13 protein-coding genes are annotated in these 15,242 nt (G+C 61.2%); all 13 read right to left on the bottom strand.

Annotation, left to right across the window (positions count from 1 at the left end; translation table 11 throughout):
• Positions 1-477, bottom strand: a 477-nt coding sequence (locus K330_RS0101945; RefSeq protein ID WP_029202211.1) for a nucleoside-diphosphate sugar epimerase/dehydratase, incomplete at its 3' end; no start/stop codon positions are given.
• Positions 478-657: 180 nt separating this feature from the next.
• Positions 658-1,461, bottom strand: a complete 804-nt coding sequence (locus K330_RS0101940; protein WP_022920174.1) for a hypothetical protein — start codon at positions 1,459-1,461, stop codon at positions 658-660.
• A gap of 30 nt (positions 1,462-1,491) precedes the next feature.
• Positions 1,492-2,919, bottom strand: a complete 1,428-nt coding sequence (locus tag K330_RS18525) for a tyrosine-protein kinase domain-containing protein (protein ID WP_022920173.1) — start codon at positions 2,917-2,919, stop codon at positions 1,492-1,494.
• A gap of 425 nt (positions 2,920-3,344) precedes the next feature.
• Positions 3,345-4,439, bottom strand: coding sequence for a hypothetical protein (locus K330_RS23500; protein ID WP_156875650.1), 1,095 nt, complete (start codon positions 4,437-4,439; stop codon positions 3,345-3,347).
• A 1,213-nt stretch (positions 4,440-5,652) separates the two neighbouring features.
• Positions 5,653-6,321, bottom strand: coding sequence for a phosphoenolpyruvate carboxykinase (ATP) (locus K330_RS23495; protein WP_156875649.1), 669 nt, complete (start codon positions 6,319-6,321; stop codon positions 5,653-5,655).
• 238 nt (positions 6,322-6,559) lie between these two features.
• On the bottom strand, positions 6,560-7,714 hold the full coding sequence (locus K330_RS23490) for a hypothetical protein (RefSeq protein WP_156875648.1): 1,155 nt from the start codon (positions 7,712-7,714) through the stop codon (positions 6,560-6,562).
• 323 nt (positions 7,715-8,037) lie between these two features.
• Positions 8,038-8,814: a glycosyltransferase gene (locus K330_RS24645; RefSeq protein ID WP_373288758.1), complete on the bottom strand. Its 777-nt coding sequence runs from the start codon at positions 8,812-8,814 to the stop codon at positions 8,038-8,040.
• 314 nt (positions 8,815-9,128) lie between these two features.
• A complete protein-coding gene (gene wecB, locus K330_RS18520) occupies positions 9,129-10,253 on the bottom strand; it encodes a non-hydrolyzing UDP-N-acetylglucosamine 2-epimerase (protein WP_040657617.1) in 1,125 nt (374 codons plus the stop codon).
• Positions 10,244-11,368 (bottom strand): polysaccharide biosynthesis C-terminal domain-containing protein, encoded by a 1,125-nt coding sequence (locus tag K330_RS0101920; protein WP_022920170.1) that lies wholly within the window; start codon positions 11,366-11,368, stop codon positions 10,244-10,246. Before K330_RS0101920 ends, wecB begins: the two co-directional genes overlap by 10 nt.
• Positions 11,365-12,405, bottom strand: coding sequence for an SDR family NAD(P)-dependent oxidoreductase (locus tag K330_RS0101915; protein WP_022920169.1), 1,041 nt, complete (start codon positions 12,403-12,405; stop codon positions 11,365-11,367). Before K330_RS0101915 ends, K330_RS0101920 begins: the two co-directional genes overlap by 4 nt.
• Positions 12,402-13,697, bottom strand: coding sequence for a glycosyltransferase family 4 protein (locus tag K330_RS0101910; protein WP_084617050.1), 1,296 nt, complete (start codon positions 13,695-13,697; stop codon positions 12,402-12,404). The genes K330_RS0101915 and K330_RS0101910 overlap by 4 nt, the downstream gene beginning before the upstream one ends.
• A 133-nt stretch (positions 13,698-13,830) precedes the next feature.
• Complete coding sequence (locus K330_RS0101905) at positions 13,831-14,925, bottom strand: DegT/DnrJ/EryC1/StrS family aminotransferase (RefSeq protein WP_308423453.1); 1,095 nt, start codon at positions 14,923-14,925, stop codon at positions 13,831-13,833.
• Between the two features lie 32 nt (positions 14,926-14,957).
• The coding region (locus tag K330_RS24435; protein WP_040657616.1) for a polysaccharide biosynthesis protein at positions 14,958-15,242 on the bottom strand (285 nt) is incomplete at its 5' end.

Raw genomic sequence — 15,242 nt, 5'->3', positions numbered from 1 at the left:
CGCCTGGTCGTCGTGCAGCATGTTGTGCACCAACCGACGACCCGCCAGCCCCGCACCCAGCACCACCACCGGCTCACCATCAGGATTCCGCGCCATGCGTCGGGAGCGATAGCTGCGAACCACGAAGCGGATCGCCAGCATGTTGACGATCGCCACCGCGGGCGCAAAGAGCGCGACGGAGCGAGGGACGCCTATGTCCTGGGTGAGCCAAGCAACGGCAATAAAGAGCAAGCCCGTGATGAGGGCCGCCTTGACGACGCCGGTGACCTCGTCAAAGCTTCCCCGCATATGACGCACCATGTAAGGCCCGCCAACAATCCCCACCACGATGTGCAGGGTCGCCGCGAGCCCGGCAAGGATCCACGGCGTCGGCGTCGTCATGAACGACGGCTCGAGCGAGGCCCGCGCCAGGATGCTGACGAGGACGGCGACGGCCCAGCAGGCCCCGTCGGTCAGGATCCAGACGGAGCGGACCATGAGCTCGCGACGCCAGGAGTGTGGTGGAACGGCGGGGACGGCTGTGGACGCAGCAGGACCCCCGGATGAATTAGGCATGCCAAACCCCTCGTATGGCACGGAAATGGGACGAACCAAGTATGGCTGTCCCGCACAACTAATCCAAGTAGCTGGCGTGTCCGATCCGACACACCCGCAGGGTCAGGATTGGTCGAGCGCTTGCTGGAACGCCCGGGCCCACTGCTCCGCCGTCGGGTTCGCCGGAGCACTGAGGCGCAGGTCGACCACCGAGACCCGGTCGTTGTTGTCCTGAGCCCACTTGAGACTGGCGTCGGCGACGCCCTCCTCGTAGAGCCCTTCGGGTCCAATCGCAACAAGAACCGGTACGTCCTCGTCGATCGCGCTGACGAGGGCGTCGAGCCCGGCAGGGATGTCCTCGTCGGCGCTGCTCAGTCCCATCGTGATGAGGACCGCGTCCGGCTCGACCGAGGCTTCGACGAAACTGTCGTAGCGCTGAGCCGCTGCCTGGATCGTGGATCCGGCACGACTGGCACTCCACACCGTCAGCGGCACCTCGCCGGAGTCGGAGAGCACAATCGGGTCGTTAAACTCGACATCCGAGGTCTCACCCCAGTGGCGGATCTCGACCGGCCGTTCAGCGCCCAAGTTGCGCGCCCACAGCTGCACCCACTGGCTTGGCAGATTGCTGAAACCGTCACCGATGACGAGCAGGTCAGCCTCACCGGACCAGGCCTCGATCCAGGTGTCGATGCTCGACCGCTCGGGCTCGGCCGTGTCCGCTGGCGCCTCCGTTTCCGTGGTCGCCTCCGGCACCGCAGTGGCGCCCGCCTCCTGCGCAACCGTGGTCGCCGGGGGGGCGTCGGTGGGGCCTGCAACGCTCGTCGCCTTCGTCCCGTCCATCAGGGATGGATGCGGCCGACCGACGCTCCAGATGGAGAAGGCAGACGCGGCCGTGGCAAGGGCCGCAAGCCCGGCGATGATCACATTCTGCGTCCTTGTGCTGGGCGCCATGCCTCACCTCTTCGCACGGGAACGTGCCCGGCGCCGAGCGGCACGCGATACCGTGCGACCCTCACGTCCCTCCACCGGAAGCTCCGGTCGGTAGCTCTCGTAGGAGTACGAGTAGGCGTCAGGCCCCTTGATCGGCAAACGGTTGAGCACGAGCCCGAGGATGTTGGCGTCAACCCGCTCCAACGTCGTGATCGCCCGCTGCAGCGGGTCACGGTTCACCACCCCTGCACCGACGACGATCATCGTTCCATCGACCACCGTCGACAGGACAGCGGCATCGGTGACCGCCAGGACCGGCGGCGCGTCGATGATCACGTAGTCGAAGTCGCGTGACAGCCGCTCCAGCAGTCGCTCCATGGCCGTAGACCCGAGGAGTTCGCTCGGGTTAGGCGGGATTGCCCCACACCCCAGGACTTGAAGTCCACCCACGTAGGGTTGCATCACGTCCTCGGGGTCGGCTCGGCCGACCAGGATGTCCGTTAAACCAGCCGCACTCTCTAGCCCCATGTACTCCAGCATCCGCGGACGACGAAGGTCGCCCTCGATAAGGCACACAGCTGCCCCAGTCTCAGCCAACGTCAGGGCGAGGTTGACAGAGGTCGTGCTCTTGCCCTCACCTGGGACGGTTGAGGTCACAAGCAGGGTGCGTGCTGGGTCGTCTGGGTTGACGTACAGCAGGTTGGTGCGAAGTGCGCGGAAGGCCTCCGAGCGCGGGCTGTGGGGGTCGATCTCGAGGACGAGCGGGTGTTCGGGAGCGTCCTTGTCGAAGGCGATCGCGCCGATGACCGGCTCGTTGGTCACCCTCTGAACGTCGGCCTCGCCTCGCACTCGCGTGTCGAGGAGGTCACGGGAAATGGCTACCACGGCTCCAAGCAGCAGGCCCATAACGACCCCGAGGCCAAGATTCCTTACCGGACTCGGGCTGGAAGGTGTGTGCGGAGTTGTGGCCGGTTGGATGATCGTCGCCTTCACTGGGCTCTCGCCATCGGTACCGACTTGCTCCAGTTCCTGCACTGACTCCGTGAACTGGGCTGTTACAGCATTGGCGATGGCGGCCGCCTGAGTGGGATCAGCATCGGTGACGGTAACGTCGATGAGCACGGTGTTCGGAGGCACGACGGCCGAGATGCGGTCGGCCAATCCCCGAGGACTCTCATCTAGCCCCATTTGCGTGATGACCTCGTTCAAAACGAGAGGGGAGCGGATGATGTCGGCGTATGTCGCAACCTGACGCTGGGTGAATGTTCCCCCCTGAACCAGGTCCGACACGCTGTCGCCGCCGCTCGTCGATACGTAGAGCTGGGCTCGTGCCTGATACTCGCGAGGGGACAGCGTCATCGCCAACGCAGACAGTCCGACGACCACCAGCAGGGTCGCGACGATTAGTCGCCAGCTGCGCCTGAAGACGTGAAGATAATTGGTAGATTCCACAGATGATCCCCGATTAGGTGAAGGCGGGCCCTGACAGCCTACCCTGCTGTACTGGTGCCGGTGCGCGACTGCTCCGACCTGGTCTGATGCGCTGGACTGCTCCGAGGACAACCTCTCGTGTTCCGACCTTCGTGTCCGTCACTGCGGCGTCGCTAACGACGTACCAGCGCCATTGTCTCAACTCCGCCACGCCAGCCTAGGGGCAGGGGTAACCCTCGGTCGACACATCACCGACGCTGCGCAGCCCGCCGCGCCGCGACCGCCAAAATGCCAACCACGAGCCATTCGAGGCAGACATGAGCGAGTGCAAGGGTCAAAATCCCGGGTTTGAGGTGCCCCCCTGCTGCCGCAACGCCGATACAGCACAGGGCGCTCTCAACTCCGCCACGCCAGCCTAGGGGCAGGGGTAACCCTCGGTCGACACATCACCGACGCTGCGCAGCCCGCCGCGCCGCGACCGCCAAAATGCCAACCACGAGCCATTCGAGGCAGACATGAGCGAGTGCAAGGGTCAAAATCCCGTGTTTGAGGTGCCCCCCTGCTGCCGCAACGCCGATCCAGCACAGGGCGCCGACCATGAGTGCCCTAGCAGCCGCACGCTGCATCCCTTGGGCGTTGAGTTCCGCCACTAATACTTGGGTAATCAACCTGGCCCCGGACAGGGCAGATAAAACAAGCAGTAGTCGGGCGGCCCCCTCGTATCCCGGTATCAGCCAGAGAAGCGAAGCGCCTGCTGCGCATAGCAGCGTTCCAAAAATCCCGAGCGCGAATAATAGGCGTGCACGGACGAAGGCACCAGAGGCCGCGTCGGCGAGGACGAAAATATTAAGCGGTAGCAAGGCCACCAGGAAACTCACACCGTACAGAGCGAACCGGTAGTCGAGGAGGTCCTCAGGGAACAGGAGGCGCACGACGAAAATGTCCATCGCGTACAGCGCTGCTGTCAGCGCCGTGACTATGCCTAGGCCCAGCGCGTCCCGCCACCACGAGCGAACGCTGACGGCGCCGAAGAGGAACTTGAGGTTGAGGCGGTCGCGAAGCGCGACAACGAGGACTCCCAGAGAATAACTACCTGCCAATGCGAACAGGGAAAGCGTGACAGACTTCGTTGCCACAAGTAGGAAGGGCGGCGCAAGGCTTGCCACAGCTTGCACTGGCGCGGCGCCGCGAAGAAATCGATCGTATCGCGATGTCGAGGCTCCGATGCACCAGTACTCGAGTCCTCCAAACGTACTCTGTGCAAAAGCGAGGCTACCGGCAGCCATAGACAGCGGGATTGAGTCGGTCAACGCCAGAACGATGAAGCCTGTAACTACGCCGGCCACCACACTGAGCAGGGCATAAACTCTCCCGAGTTCGTGCAACTGTCCCCGTGAGCGACCGTCACGGAAGCCGCGGATGATGAGTGTCGGAATTCCTACATTCGTTACCAGGTTTAAGGCAGCACTGAGCCCCACGACCAGAGCGAGATCACCCCCATCAGACACCGACAGGAGGAGGATCCCGATTCCCAAGAGCACCCCGTGGCTGCCTCTGCTCAAAAGTCCAAGAACAGACTTTCGTATCAAGCGTGGCCACGCGAGAGCCCTGGCATGCGCCGGTATCTCGCTCGAAGGCATCGTCAGGACTTGACCCGCTCACTGATTAAATCCCATACCTGCGGTGCTACAGAGGCGGGCGAACCCAATGGCACACTGAGAGTGTAAGTGTCTTGAACGCGGCTAAAGTACCCCGTCAGGTTTGCCGTCCACTGATCCCGCAACGTCGCCCACGGGTCAAAGTCCTCGAGCATTGCCCAGCGCCAGGTCTGAATGTATCTCTGAAACCAAACAAACTCGTACTCCATCACAGGCACGTGTGCGCCGGCAAGGCGCTCCACAGTCACATCCTGAAGAAGCTTGATTTGCGGAGAGTCCCGAATCGTCAATTCGCGAGACCCAAAACAAAGTACGTGCGCTCGGGGCGAAGCCGCACCGCTCCCATTCCCCCCTCCCAGTTCCGTGGCACTGGCACGCGTGGCGCCAAATCCGTTCGCCGCATACGACAAAAGAAAGCCAGGCCTCCCTCCTACCCGCCTCGACTGCCGATGAAGTTTGTCCCCAAGAAGAAGTCGACGCCGCGCCCGCCTATCGAGGGTAGTCGCCAAGGATCGGTTGTATCCGTAAACACTCACCCTGCGAGTGGAGGGATGGATATTACCGTCGGCATTTACGGTGACTCGGTCGTCACCGTAATAGTCACCGCCTTGGCCTAACGCGTACATAACAATGTTCGTTTTACCCACGCCCGACCATGCGCTGAATACTGTCGGCCTGTCACCCGGTATGATCGAAGCGCCGCTTGCATGGATGGGAGCGAGACGATGTGCCACGTGCACATACTGAGCAATAGGCAGAAGTATCCAATCAAGCAGAACAGTGGCCTTGAACTGCTCGCAGCAGACTCCAACGTCAACCTGAAGTTCGCACGAGACCTCTAGGCTCGCGGGATCAAAAGCGCACCAGTGCCCCGCGCCGTCTGGCACGACAAAACGCCCGTCTGAGAGCAAGCCACCACTCGCGCCAAACACTTGGCAGGGTGCGTGACCGATGGTGGGGTCGATTGCTAGTGTGATATTCCGCACTGTCCCTTGGGGGGCACTACCAAGTTCCTTTGAGAGGTAGCTCTGAATGCGCCCATTGGAGGAGAGGCCTGGACCCAACTCGAGTGTGCAAGGCCCGTCAAGGGAGAACATCATGTCAAACACATCCTTATGAAATCGATAGCGGCGCTCGGGTCGTCAACTTCTTTCTTCCACCCAAGGGAAGGAACTGTGCTGAGACGCTCTGCGACGCCAGCCGTGAGTTCCAAGGAAGTAGCTAGCGCCTGACCGCCGCCTATCGCCCGGTCCCACCCTGTTCCTCGGTGGCTGTCGAAGGACTGACCCAGAAAGCTCTGCAACGCACTTTTGCGCCCCATAGGCGACTCAGGCAAATCTTGTCCCGCCCAGACGAATCCTCGGATCGGTGCGCGGCCGCCTGTGGGCTGTTCGGGGGGGAGGGAGTCCCCTGGCTTCGAGCGCGGAGGTCCTGGAAACGAGTAGGCGACAGTACCGTCGCTTGGAGTGAAGTTGTCCGAAAGAAGTTCAAGATCTAACTCATCGATGGCACGGCAGGCCAAAGTGGACTTGCCTGCACCATTCTCACCGACGATCAGTACACAGCCTGACCCGTTCGTGACGGTTGCGGCGTGCACGGGAATCAACTTGTAGTTATATTCAAGAATGGCCAAAATGGGGAGCTCAAAGCCATTCCGCAGGAGGATCTGCCACCTTCCCTCCTCCCACATCGTGGGTTGAAGTACTCGCTTCAGACGCCGCGCCATGGCTTTGGGCGGCATTGCAAGCGAGGCGCGTACCGTCATGGGTCTTCCCTCCCGGAACCCCACACGAACCTCACGCGAGCGTGATGGAACCGACACGGGACAGTCCGGCGCCTCCGTCGCGTGTCCTCCCAGAAATATCATCGCGTCTAACCCCTGGTCTCTCCCCTCGCCAACCCCGAAGGCGGATAAGCGGCTAGCCAGAGCCGGCGCGTGCTGACCCATGTAGTAAACGCCTATCTCAGCTGGGCCAATGCTGACACGTGCAGAGTACATATCGTCATCCCTCCCATCGTCCACAAACGCGTAGACCTAGAGCAATCGTGACCGCCCAGATGGCGGCTGACAGCAGCGCGTTTCCCACCGAGCCACCAAGGGCCACTCCACCAAAGGTGAAAATGGCGCCACCGTACATAACTGACATGCCCGCATCGGACCCCACGAGGGTATGCGCCACGTCTGTGATGAACCGCAACGCCACGCCGAAGACCAGTGCTGCCAAACACACCCCGACGATCCCGAACGCCCAATATGCCTCCCCTATCAAGCCTGGGGGGATCGACGTGCCATCGGTGCGGTAAATAATTCTTCCAATCGGCACACCGGTGTCGATGATTGGCTTGTCGGGCCAGATCGCTCGGGGCACCGGAGCAATAACATAGTTCCACAGAGTAGAGCCATTTGACCACGGCAGATTTTCGGGCACAGCCTCCATTATATTTGCGCTCTTGAATATCTCCGTAAAATTGAGGTTGAGAACCACAGCCTCGTTCAGGGCGGTTAGGACGTTACCAGGCGTAACGGCAATCGACCCTCCGCCCTGAGACTCCGTGCGTAGCATCGTGAGCCAAGCCATAAGAACCGCCCCAGCAGACGAGCCGACTGCGACGAGCCAGGGGCGGACGCGCCCGCCGCACATGACATGGATCACGAGGCAACCTATAAGAATATAGGCCACTTGAGCCCGTGTCGAGGAGTAGACTGGCAGAAGCACTGCGTTGAGACCAAGTGCCGCCAGGGCCAGCCATCTGGACACGGCACCAGCGCGCGAAACACCGCTTGCGAATCGCGCTACTGTTATCCACAGTGCCACGGCAGCGAACTGGTTGACTGTGCGCAGGACACCGTGACTCCCCGCATATTCTTGGCCGGGCACGTACGTGCTTCGTTTGGCTGAGAACATGTCTAGATCGAGACCTCCAGTGGCTTTGACGTACGACCAGAACGCCATGAAGCCAATGAGTGCAAGAAGAGAAACCGAGGCCGGCGCCAGGGTGTGGAACTTGAAAGTGAGTGGGCGTGCGGTGAGCCCCGCGCCAGTTCGCTTGCCCGCCACCATATATCCGAGCGACAATAAGGCGAGGCCCAATAGGTACACCGGGGTCCACCGGTCTACCACCTCCAAGCCATTACCGTGTAGATAGAGCCGGTTCACGACCTGGTCGTCAAGGCCTCGGTTGAAGACGGCCAGTGAACGCAGTCCGCACCCGAGGTAAGTTACGAATAGCACCATGGACCAAGCCGATGTGTACCGATAATTCGAGTCTAATAGCGGAGCGGAAACGATCAAACAGGCAAGAGTGGCGTAGGACAGCAATCTTGCTTCTGGATCGGCGTGGAGCAGCATGAACGTGCCGATGAAGCATAGCGACCAGAATGCTAGGACGCACGTCGCGAGCCGAGAGCCCCAGCGTTGTGAGTGGGCGCGTTCAGTCGTTCGATCCGCGGTGGTTGCTGTATTCGTCTCAACCATGCGAGCTACAGGGCCTTCTCGATTAGGCTAAGATAGGCTGTAGTTCTAGTCAGGCTGTCAGGCCAGGACGTCATTTGTTCGAGACCTCTCACCGCGCGCTGCATCAGCGTCTTTGATTCGTCGAGTGCCTCACGTATCTGCCATGCGGCAACTTCTGGGTTCTGTGAATCAAAATAGGTGGCAGCTTCCCCGCACACCGTGCGGTTAAAGTCATGATCAGACGCGAGGAGTGGCGTTCCGGTCGCCATAGCTTCTAGCGGGGTGGCCGAGAAGCATTCAAGTAGACTTGGAAAAATTGCGGCGTCTACGCTCGCGTAGAGGGCAGGGAGTTGGCTTACCGTCTGCGGCCCCAAGTTCAGAGCGTACCGGTGAAATTTTGTAGTTCTACTATTGAACTCTTCAGGCGTTAAGGTGACCAGGACTTTGGCGCGCATGGCGTGCCGGGTGTGCAGGCGCTCTAGCACCTCCCCTAGGAAGTCATGATTCTTATGGGGGTAGGCACGGCTAACATACAAGAGCGTGACCTCGTTCCCCAACGGGTGCCGCGGCCCTGGGGGAACGGCTCGGAAAACCGAATGGCAGGTGTTAGGCACAACAGATACGCGAGACGTTTGTATCCCACGACTCGCGAGTCTCTCTTTTACCGCCTCGGTCTCAACGACTAAGTGATCCGCTTTGCGGAACGATCCCCATGCTAGCGGTTCGCGGATGCGCTGCTTGACAGACCGTCGCGGGAGTTGTGGCGGCCACGGGTAGATCAGGGTGACGTCGGCGAAACCCATAATGTGCTTGCGCGTTCGCGGACGCGAGAACCGCGGTCCGAAGACTGAGAACGTCACATCGCTAGAACCTACCCGAGCTGGCGCGCGATTAGGGCTGGTGACGACCTCGAGTTCCGAGGCGGAGATGAGTGCTGACAGGTTATCAAGGATTTCCCGCGAAGCTACTAAACGTGCGGTGGAGAGCCAAGGGTACCGGTGTAGGAGGTCCCCACGCGTGGCGTGTCCGAGAAGGTCGCCGAAAAAGGCCGTGGCAACCTGGACTCCGCCTCCCACATGAAGATTGGAAGCGTCTATGACGACGCGTGGTGCGGGCATTATCGAATACCTGCCCATGATGCGTGGCGGTTCGCCGTCGACAAGATAAAGCGCACGACTCGGGTGCTGGTGTTAAGGATCTCATAACCCGCTGGCACGTCTCCCGGTGAATGTTCGCCACCGGTTGTCACGTCATAGATGGCGCGGACGACATCATCAGGATTCAGTCCGGTCATGATGATACTGCCGGCGTCTAGAGCTTCAGGGCGTTCTATCGAGTCCCGTAGGGTGAGCGCTCGAAATCCCAGGATGGACGCCTCCTCCGCGATTGTTCCCGAGTCGGACAGCACGCAGGTGGCATCGATCTGGAGACGGTTATAATCGTTGAAGCCGAAAGGATCAAGAAACTCGATTTCGCTACTCAAGTCCGCTGCGATTCCGGACAGGCGCTGTTTAGTGCGTGGGTGCGTCGAGACAATCACCCGCTGCCCAAAGTCCTGGCGTACTCTCTGGAGGCATTCGAGCAAAGATCGGAGTCTAGCTGGGGAATCGACGTTCTCCTCCCTGTGTGCGCTGACGAGAAAGTAGTCTCGACGCGTGAGGGACAAACGGTCCAGTATATTGGACGAGTCAATCTCATGCCTATTATGGGCGATCACCTCGCGCATGGGTGATCCTGTTACGAGTATTCGGCGGGGATGTAGGCCCTCGGCAAGGAGATTTCTTCGTGCATGTTCGGTGTAGGCTAAGTTGAAGTCCGCGGTGTGGTCAACGATGCGGCGGTTGGTTTCTTCGGGAACGTTCTCGTCGAAGCAGCGGTTCCCCGCCTCCATGTGGTACGTGGGTATCCGCATGCGTTTTGCCATGATCGTCGCAATGCATGAGTTGGTGTCCCCCAAGACGAGCATGGCATCGGGCCGTTCCTCTTGGATGACACGCTCAATCCCAGTTAGGACGCCCCCTAGAACGGTCCCGAGGGTGCTTGTGTCTACGCCAAGATAGTAATCCGGTTGGCGGATACTGAGGTCACTGAAAAATATGTCATTCAGCGCGTAGTCATAATTCTGGCCCGTGTGGACGAGGATGTGTCGAACCCCCGCCGTCGAATCGAGTCGGCGAATGACGGCGGCGAGTCGGATGATTTCCGGTCTGGTGCCGACCACGGTCATGACTTTCACGGGCATACCTCCTGGGCGACGAGCTCGGGGTATTGATCTGGGTTTGAGGGGTCCAGCAGTTGGTCGGCCCAAAACATCGTGATCAACTCGGAATCACCGACGTTGCGTATGTTGTGGACCCATAGCGTCGGCATGTCTACAAACGATGGGTTGTCGCCACTGAGTCGGAATCTGAATACATCGTCATGCAGAAGTTTCCGCAACTCAAGCTCGGCCTCGCCCTTGACGACAAAGAACCGTTCGACCTTGTGCAGGTGGTAGTGGTCGCCCCGCCTCTGTCCAGGGAGTGTCGTTGAGATGAAGGCCATTCCGGGGCCTCCATGAGTACGGATGGTTTCGAAGAGGTTACCTCGGTTGTCTGCGTGTACATCAGTTTCGATCGGCCACTGGTGGGGGAAGGCCGCCGCTCGAAAGGTGTTGAAAAGGTTGCGGTGGAGCGGAAGTGAGATGTCAGGTATCTCTCCCTTCGCGATATATAGCCCCCGGAAGTGTTCAAAAAGCTCTCTGACTCGGCTTATGTGGATGGCTTCTCCCGGTACGGTGCGGCGGGTCTCCAAGCCCGCTGCCGCCATTAGTTCGGCTGCAGCGTCCTGGACATGTAGGAGCTCGATCTCGCGGTCGCGGGTGATGACGGGTTGTCGCCCCGCGGCTATCTCATTAGCGAATGTTGCCACGAAGGAGTTGTAGTCAGGACGGCCGTGTTCGCCGAACAGATTGGGAAGGAGGAGGTCCGCGAACTTACCCCCTAAGGCGCTGACTGTCGCACCGAGTCGCTCCCCCGCTTCCTTCTTGCCACGCCCGTAAGAGTTGTCGAGGTCGGCTTGAATGGAGTTGGCGTACACCACATCTATGGGCCTGCCAATCTGCATCAGGGCGTCCGCGAGGTCGGTGGCCAGTGCGATGTTGCCTTGTTCGACGATACTGTCTTCGCCGCGGTTGATGCCCGCGACGTGTATGACGACGTCTGCGTCGCCCAATGCGGCGGCGAGGCGCCCTCGGTCGGCAAAGTCTTCGCGACCTAACCGCAGCGCATCATTCTGATGCACTGCCCGAAGCCTGCAGGCCGTATGCCAACCTAGGAAGCCGTATCCGCCAGTGATGGCTATGCGACGGTCAGTCACGCTTCCGCCTCGGGCAATCTTCCGGCGCGGACCAGTTCTTGCCGGAGCTCCGGAAGTTGGAGAAGAAGACGCTTGACTCCCTCGACGTCGAGGCGCTCAGTGTTGTGCGAGTGGTAGTCCTCATCGGGGAGTGTGGAGTCGCCCTCGTCGTAGAACAGTTCGTACTCCAGCCCTCGCGCGTCGAGAGGAACTTGGTAGTAGTCGCCTCGGTCTGTTGCCCGCTGACGCTCCTCCCTCCCCAGCAGCGACTCATACAATTTTTCCCCGTGACGGGTTCCGATGACCCTGACCTCAGGATCGTCGTTTCCAAATAGGGAGGCGACGGCGCGCGCCAAGTCCTTCAGCGTCGAGGCCGGTGCTTTGCGCACGAAGATGTCCCCCGGGCTGGCGTGGTCGAACGCGTACTGCACTAGGTCGACTGAGTCATCCAAGGACATAAGGAATCGTGTCATCTCGGGATCCGTGATCGTCAGTGGCTTGCCTTCACGAAGCTGCTGAACAAAGACGGGGATGACCGAGCCACGGCTGTACATTACGTTGCCGTACCGAGTCACGGAGACCGTAGTTCCGCTCTCAGTCCAACTGCGAGCATGGGCTTGGGCGACCTTTTCCATCATGGCCTTCGAGATCCCCATCGCATTGACCGGGTAGACAGCCTTGTCGGTGCTGAGGCAGACGACTGACCGCACACCTGCCCGCTCCGCGGCCCGGATGACGTTGTCACTGCCGTTAACGTTTGTCGCCACGGCTTGCTGAGGGAAGAACTCACAGCTTGGGACCTGTTTGAGGGCTGCGGCGTGGAAGATGTGACGGACGCCGTGCACGGCGTCCTCGACGCTCCGGGGATCCCGTACATCACCGACATAGAAGCGGACCCGGGAGTCGCTGAGCTGCCGACGCATAGCATCTTGTTTTGCCTCGTCGCGACTAAAGATCCGAATCTCGTCCACTTCCGTCTTGAGGAGGCGGCGCACCATGGTGGAACCGAAAGACCCGGTGCCCCCGGTGACGAGGATTGGCCCATGGGTGTCGCTCATGCGAAGTTCCTTTCACGCTGTGTCTGTGCTGTGAGCTTGCGGCGCCTTCTCCGGCCCGCGCCATTGAGGATTTCCGAAAGACGGTCTGCGCCTACCGCCCGAGCCATCTGGGACAGGTAGAGCTGCCGCCCCCTGGAACCCATCGCGTCCAGTTCTAAGGCGGGAAGACTTGTGAGGGTCTGGATCGCTTTCACGATCGCCTCGACGTCACCTGGACCTGCGGAGGCGCCCGCGGCAGCCTGATCAACGACCGCCGCCGCATCGCCACGCGCGATGACAAGCAGCGGTTTGCCGCTCGCGAACCCCGTCTGAACCTTGCTGGGCATGGTGACCGCGAACAGGGGTTCGTCGGCGAGGGCGACCACAGACACGTTTGCGTCGCCGATCAGATTAGCCGCCGTCGAGCGATCCACAGGGTCGAGGAAGTGGATGCGAGGGTGCTCACCCGCGAGGGCGATCAAGCCCTCCTTCGTGATGCCTGAGCCGAGGAGAACTAGATGTGCGTCGTCGGTTCGCTCATCCATGAACGCTCGGACGAGAGCCTCGAGTGCCTGCGCCTTTCCGTGATTGCCCGCGTAGAGAAACGTTCGCACGCCGGGAGCCACCCCAACGCGTGCCTGCAGCGTCTCGTGGTGTGGTGCGGCTGCTGAGTTCTCGTCGCTGGGCCCAGCGTCCTCTTCGGGGACCCAGTTGTACACGACGGAGAGCTTGTCCGCAGGTACACCGCGGCTCTCGAGGAGCGTGGCCATTCCAGGAGAGATTACTGCTACGTGCTCCGCCTTGGAGTATGTCCACTGGACGAATCGGTCGACGAGTTTGAGCGCGACCCTGCCGCTCCGTCCCCCTAGGAAGCCCGAGGCAAAAATGGAGTCCGGCCAAACGTCTTGGATCAACAACACGTACGGGGTGCCCCACAGCATGCGGGCCGCGAGCGCTGGCAGCGCGGCTGTAGCCGGAGACGAGTAGACCAATGCGACGTCTGCTGTTCGCAAGGCGCCCTGCCCGAATGCGGTTGCGCTGAGCGCCCATGACCCGTAATTCAGAATGCGCCGGAGGGCGCTTTCGTCGTGCGAAGGATAGAGGGGAGTCCGGCGAACAGTGAGCCCGTCCACCTGTTCGGTCCTGCATTCAAGCGCGCGGTGGCCTGGCATGACACGTCCGGTCGGATAATTGGGAACTCCCGTGAGGACGGTCAAAGGATGTCCCTGAGCACGCAGGGCTTGCGCGATGCTCGGCGGAATGCCCACTGGCTCTGGCGAATACCACTGACACACGTAAGTGATTCGCGTCATCGTGCGAAATTCCCCCTGATTGTGCGTCCGTCGAGGCGCCTCACGTCATCCGGACGTAGGTGGTGCGTCGCGTGAACGATTCGTTTCCCTTTGGGAGTGCGCCTGTCAACGGTCGCGTCACTGGGCAACATCATCAGGACATCGCTGACCGGAGCTCGGAGAGCACCCGCGAGAACTGGTCCTCGGACATCGCCGATCCGCTCGGGAGGGTGAGCCCGTGCCGGAAAAGTCTCTCGGCGGTCCCGTCTAGCATTCCCTGAAGACCCTCCGAAACCGGCTGTAGGTGCATGGGCTTCCAAACAGGCCGAGTCTCGATGTCGCACTGACGCAATGCCGCGCCGAGGTCATCCGCTGTCATGCTCGCGACGGACGGGTCCACCACGATCGCTGTCAGCCAGCAGTTGTCCTCCGAGTCATCCTTACCCCCAAGGACCCGGACCCCGGGCAGGGACTCAACGAGTTCGAGGTAGAGCTCGCGCCACCGGCGTCGTCGGGACAGCATCTCATCGAGGCGCGCCAGTTGGGCCCGTCCCAGAGCGGCCAAAATATTGGAGAGCCGATAGTTGTAGCCGACCTCCACGTGCTCGTAGTGCAGCACCGGCTCGCGCGCCTGCGTGGAGAGCTTTCGCACATGCCGTGCCAGGTGTTCGTCGTTGGTCAGGAGCATTCCGCCTCCTGACGTCGTCATGATCTTGTTGCCGTTGAACGAGATCACCGACGCGTCGCCGAAGGAGCCTGCGGGGCGCCCGCGCCACGTCGCCCCGAACGACTCGGCGGCGTCGCACAGCAGGCGGACGCCGAACTCCGCTGCAATCTCAACGAGGGATCCGTAGTCAACAGGCTTGCCCAGCATGTCGACGGGCACCACTGCCGGAACGCGGCGTGAACTCCCGCTCAGGTCGTCGAGGGCCGCTCGCAAGAGCCGGGGGGACATGTTTCCCGACTCCTCGTCACAGTCGACGAAGTAGGGCTCAGCCCCCACGTAGCGAATGGCATTAACGGTCGCAGCGAAGGTCAAGGTCGAGACAGGCACGACGTCGCCCGGACCGACGCCCCATGAGGCCAACGCAAGGTGCAAGGCTGCCGTGCCCGAAGAAAGTCCGACCGCGTGCTGAACACCTACGCGGGCGGCGACCTCCTCCTCAAACGCCATGAGATCTGGGCCAGCCGGGGCGACCCATCCTGACCGCATTGCCCGCAGAACGAACTCCTGCTCCAGTTCACCCACGTCAGGAGGGGAGAGAAGGATCGGGCCCGACATCAGAAGCCGGCCTTCCGCGGCTGCGCCGGGAGTGCGACAAGGGGGTGGTGGACGGTGTCGACATCCGACAGGTTCGGCACAGCGAGGGCATCCGGGGTCAGTGAGGGGACATCGACAGCAGTCATCAGGGCGTGCCCGGTCGGCAGGTGCTGCTCACCCTCCGTGAAGAGCACCTCGGTCAGCTTCTCTCCGGGGCGTAGGCCGGTGTACTGGATCTCGATGTCCTCCCGGCCGGAGAGGGCGATGAGCTCGCGGGCGACGTCGACGATCTTGACGGGAGTGCC

This window comes from Ornithinimicrobium pekingense DSM 21552 (assembly GCF_000421185.1).
GTDB lineage: Bacteria > Actinomycetota > Actinomycetes > Actinomycetales > Dermatophilaceae > Ornithinicoccus > Ornithinicoccus pekingensis.
Note: the sequence above shows the minus strand (reverse complement) of the source record. Positions and strands in the feature narration are given on the sequence as shown.

Coding starts and splice junctions, on each gene's coding strand:
- K330_RS23495 (WP_156875649.1), bottom strand. CDS start 6,321: ATGACGGTACGCGCCTCGCTTGCAATGCCGCCCAAAGCCATGGCGCGG.
- K330_RS24645 (WP_373288758.1), bottom strand. CDS start 8,814: ATGGGTTTCGCCGACGTCACCCTGATCTACCCGTGGCCGCCACAACTC.
- wecB (WP_040657617.1), bottom strand. CDS start 10,253: ATGCCCGTGAAAGTCATGACCGTGGTCGGCACCAGACCGGAAATCATC.
- K330_RS0101910 (WP_084617050.1), bottom strand. CDS start 13,697: ATGACGCGAATCACTTACGTGTGTCAGTGGTATTCGCCAGAGCCAGTG.
- K330_RS0101915 (WP_022920169.1), bottom strand. CDS start 12,405: ATGAGCGACACCCATGGGCCAATCCTCGTCACCGGGGGCACCGGGTCT.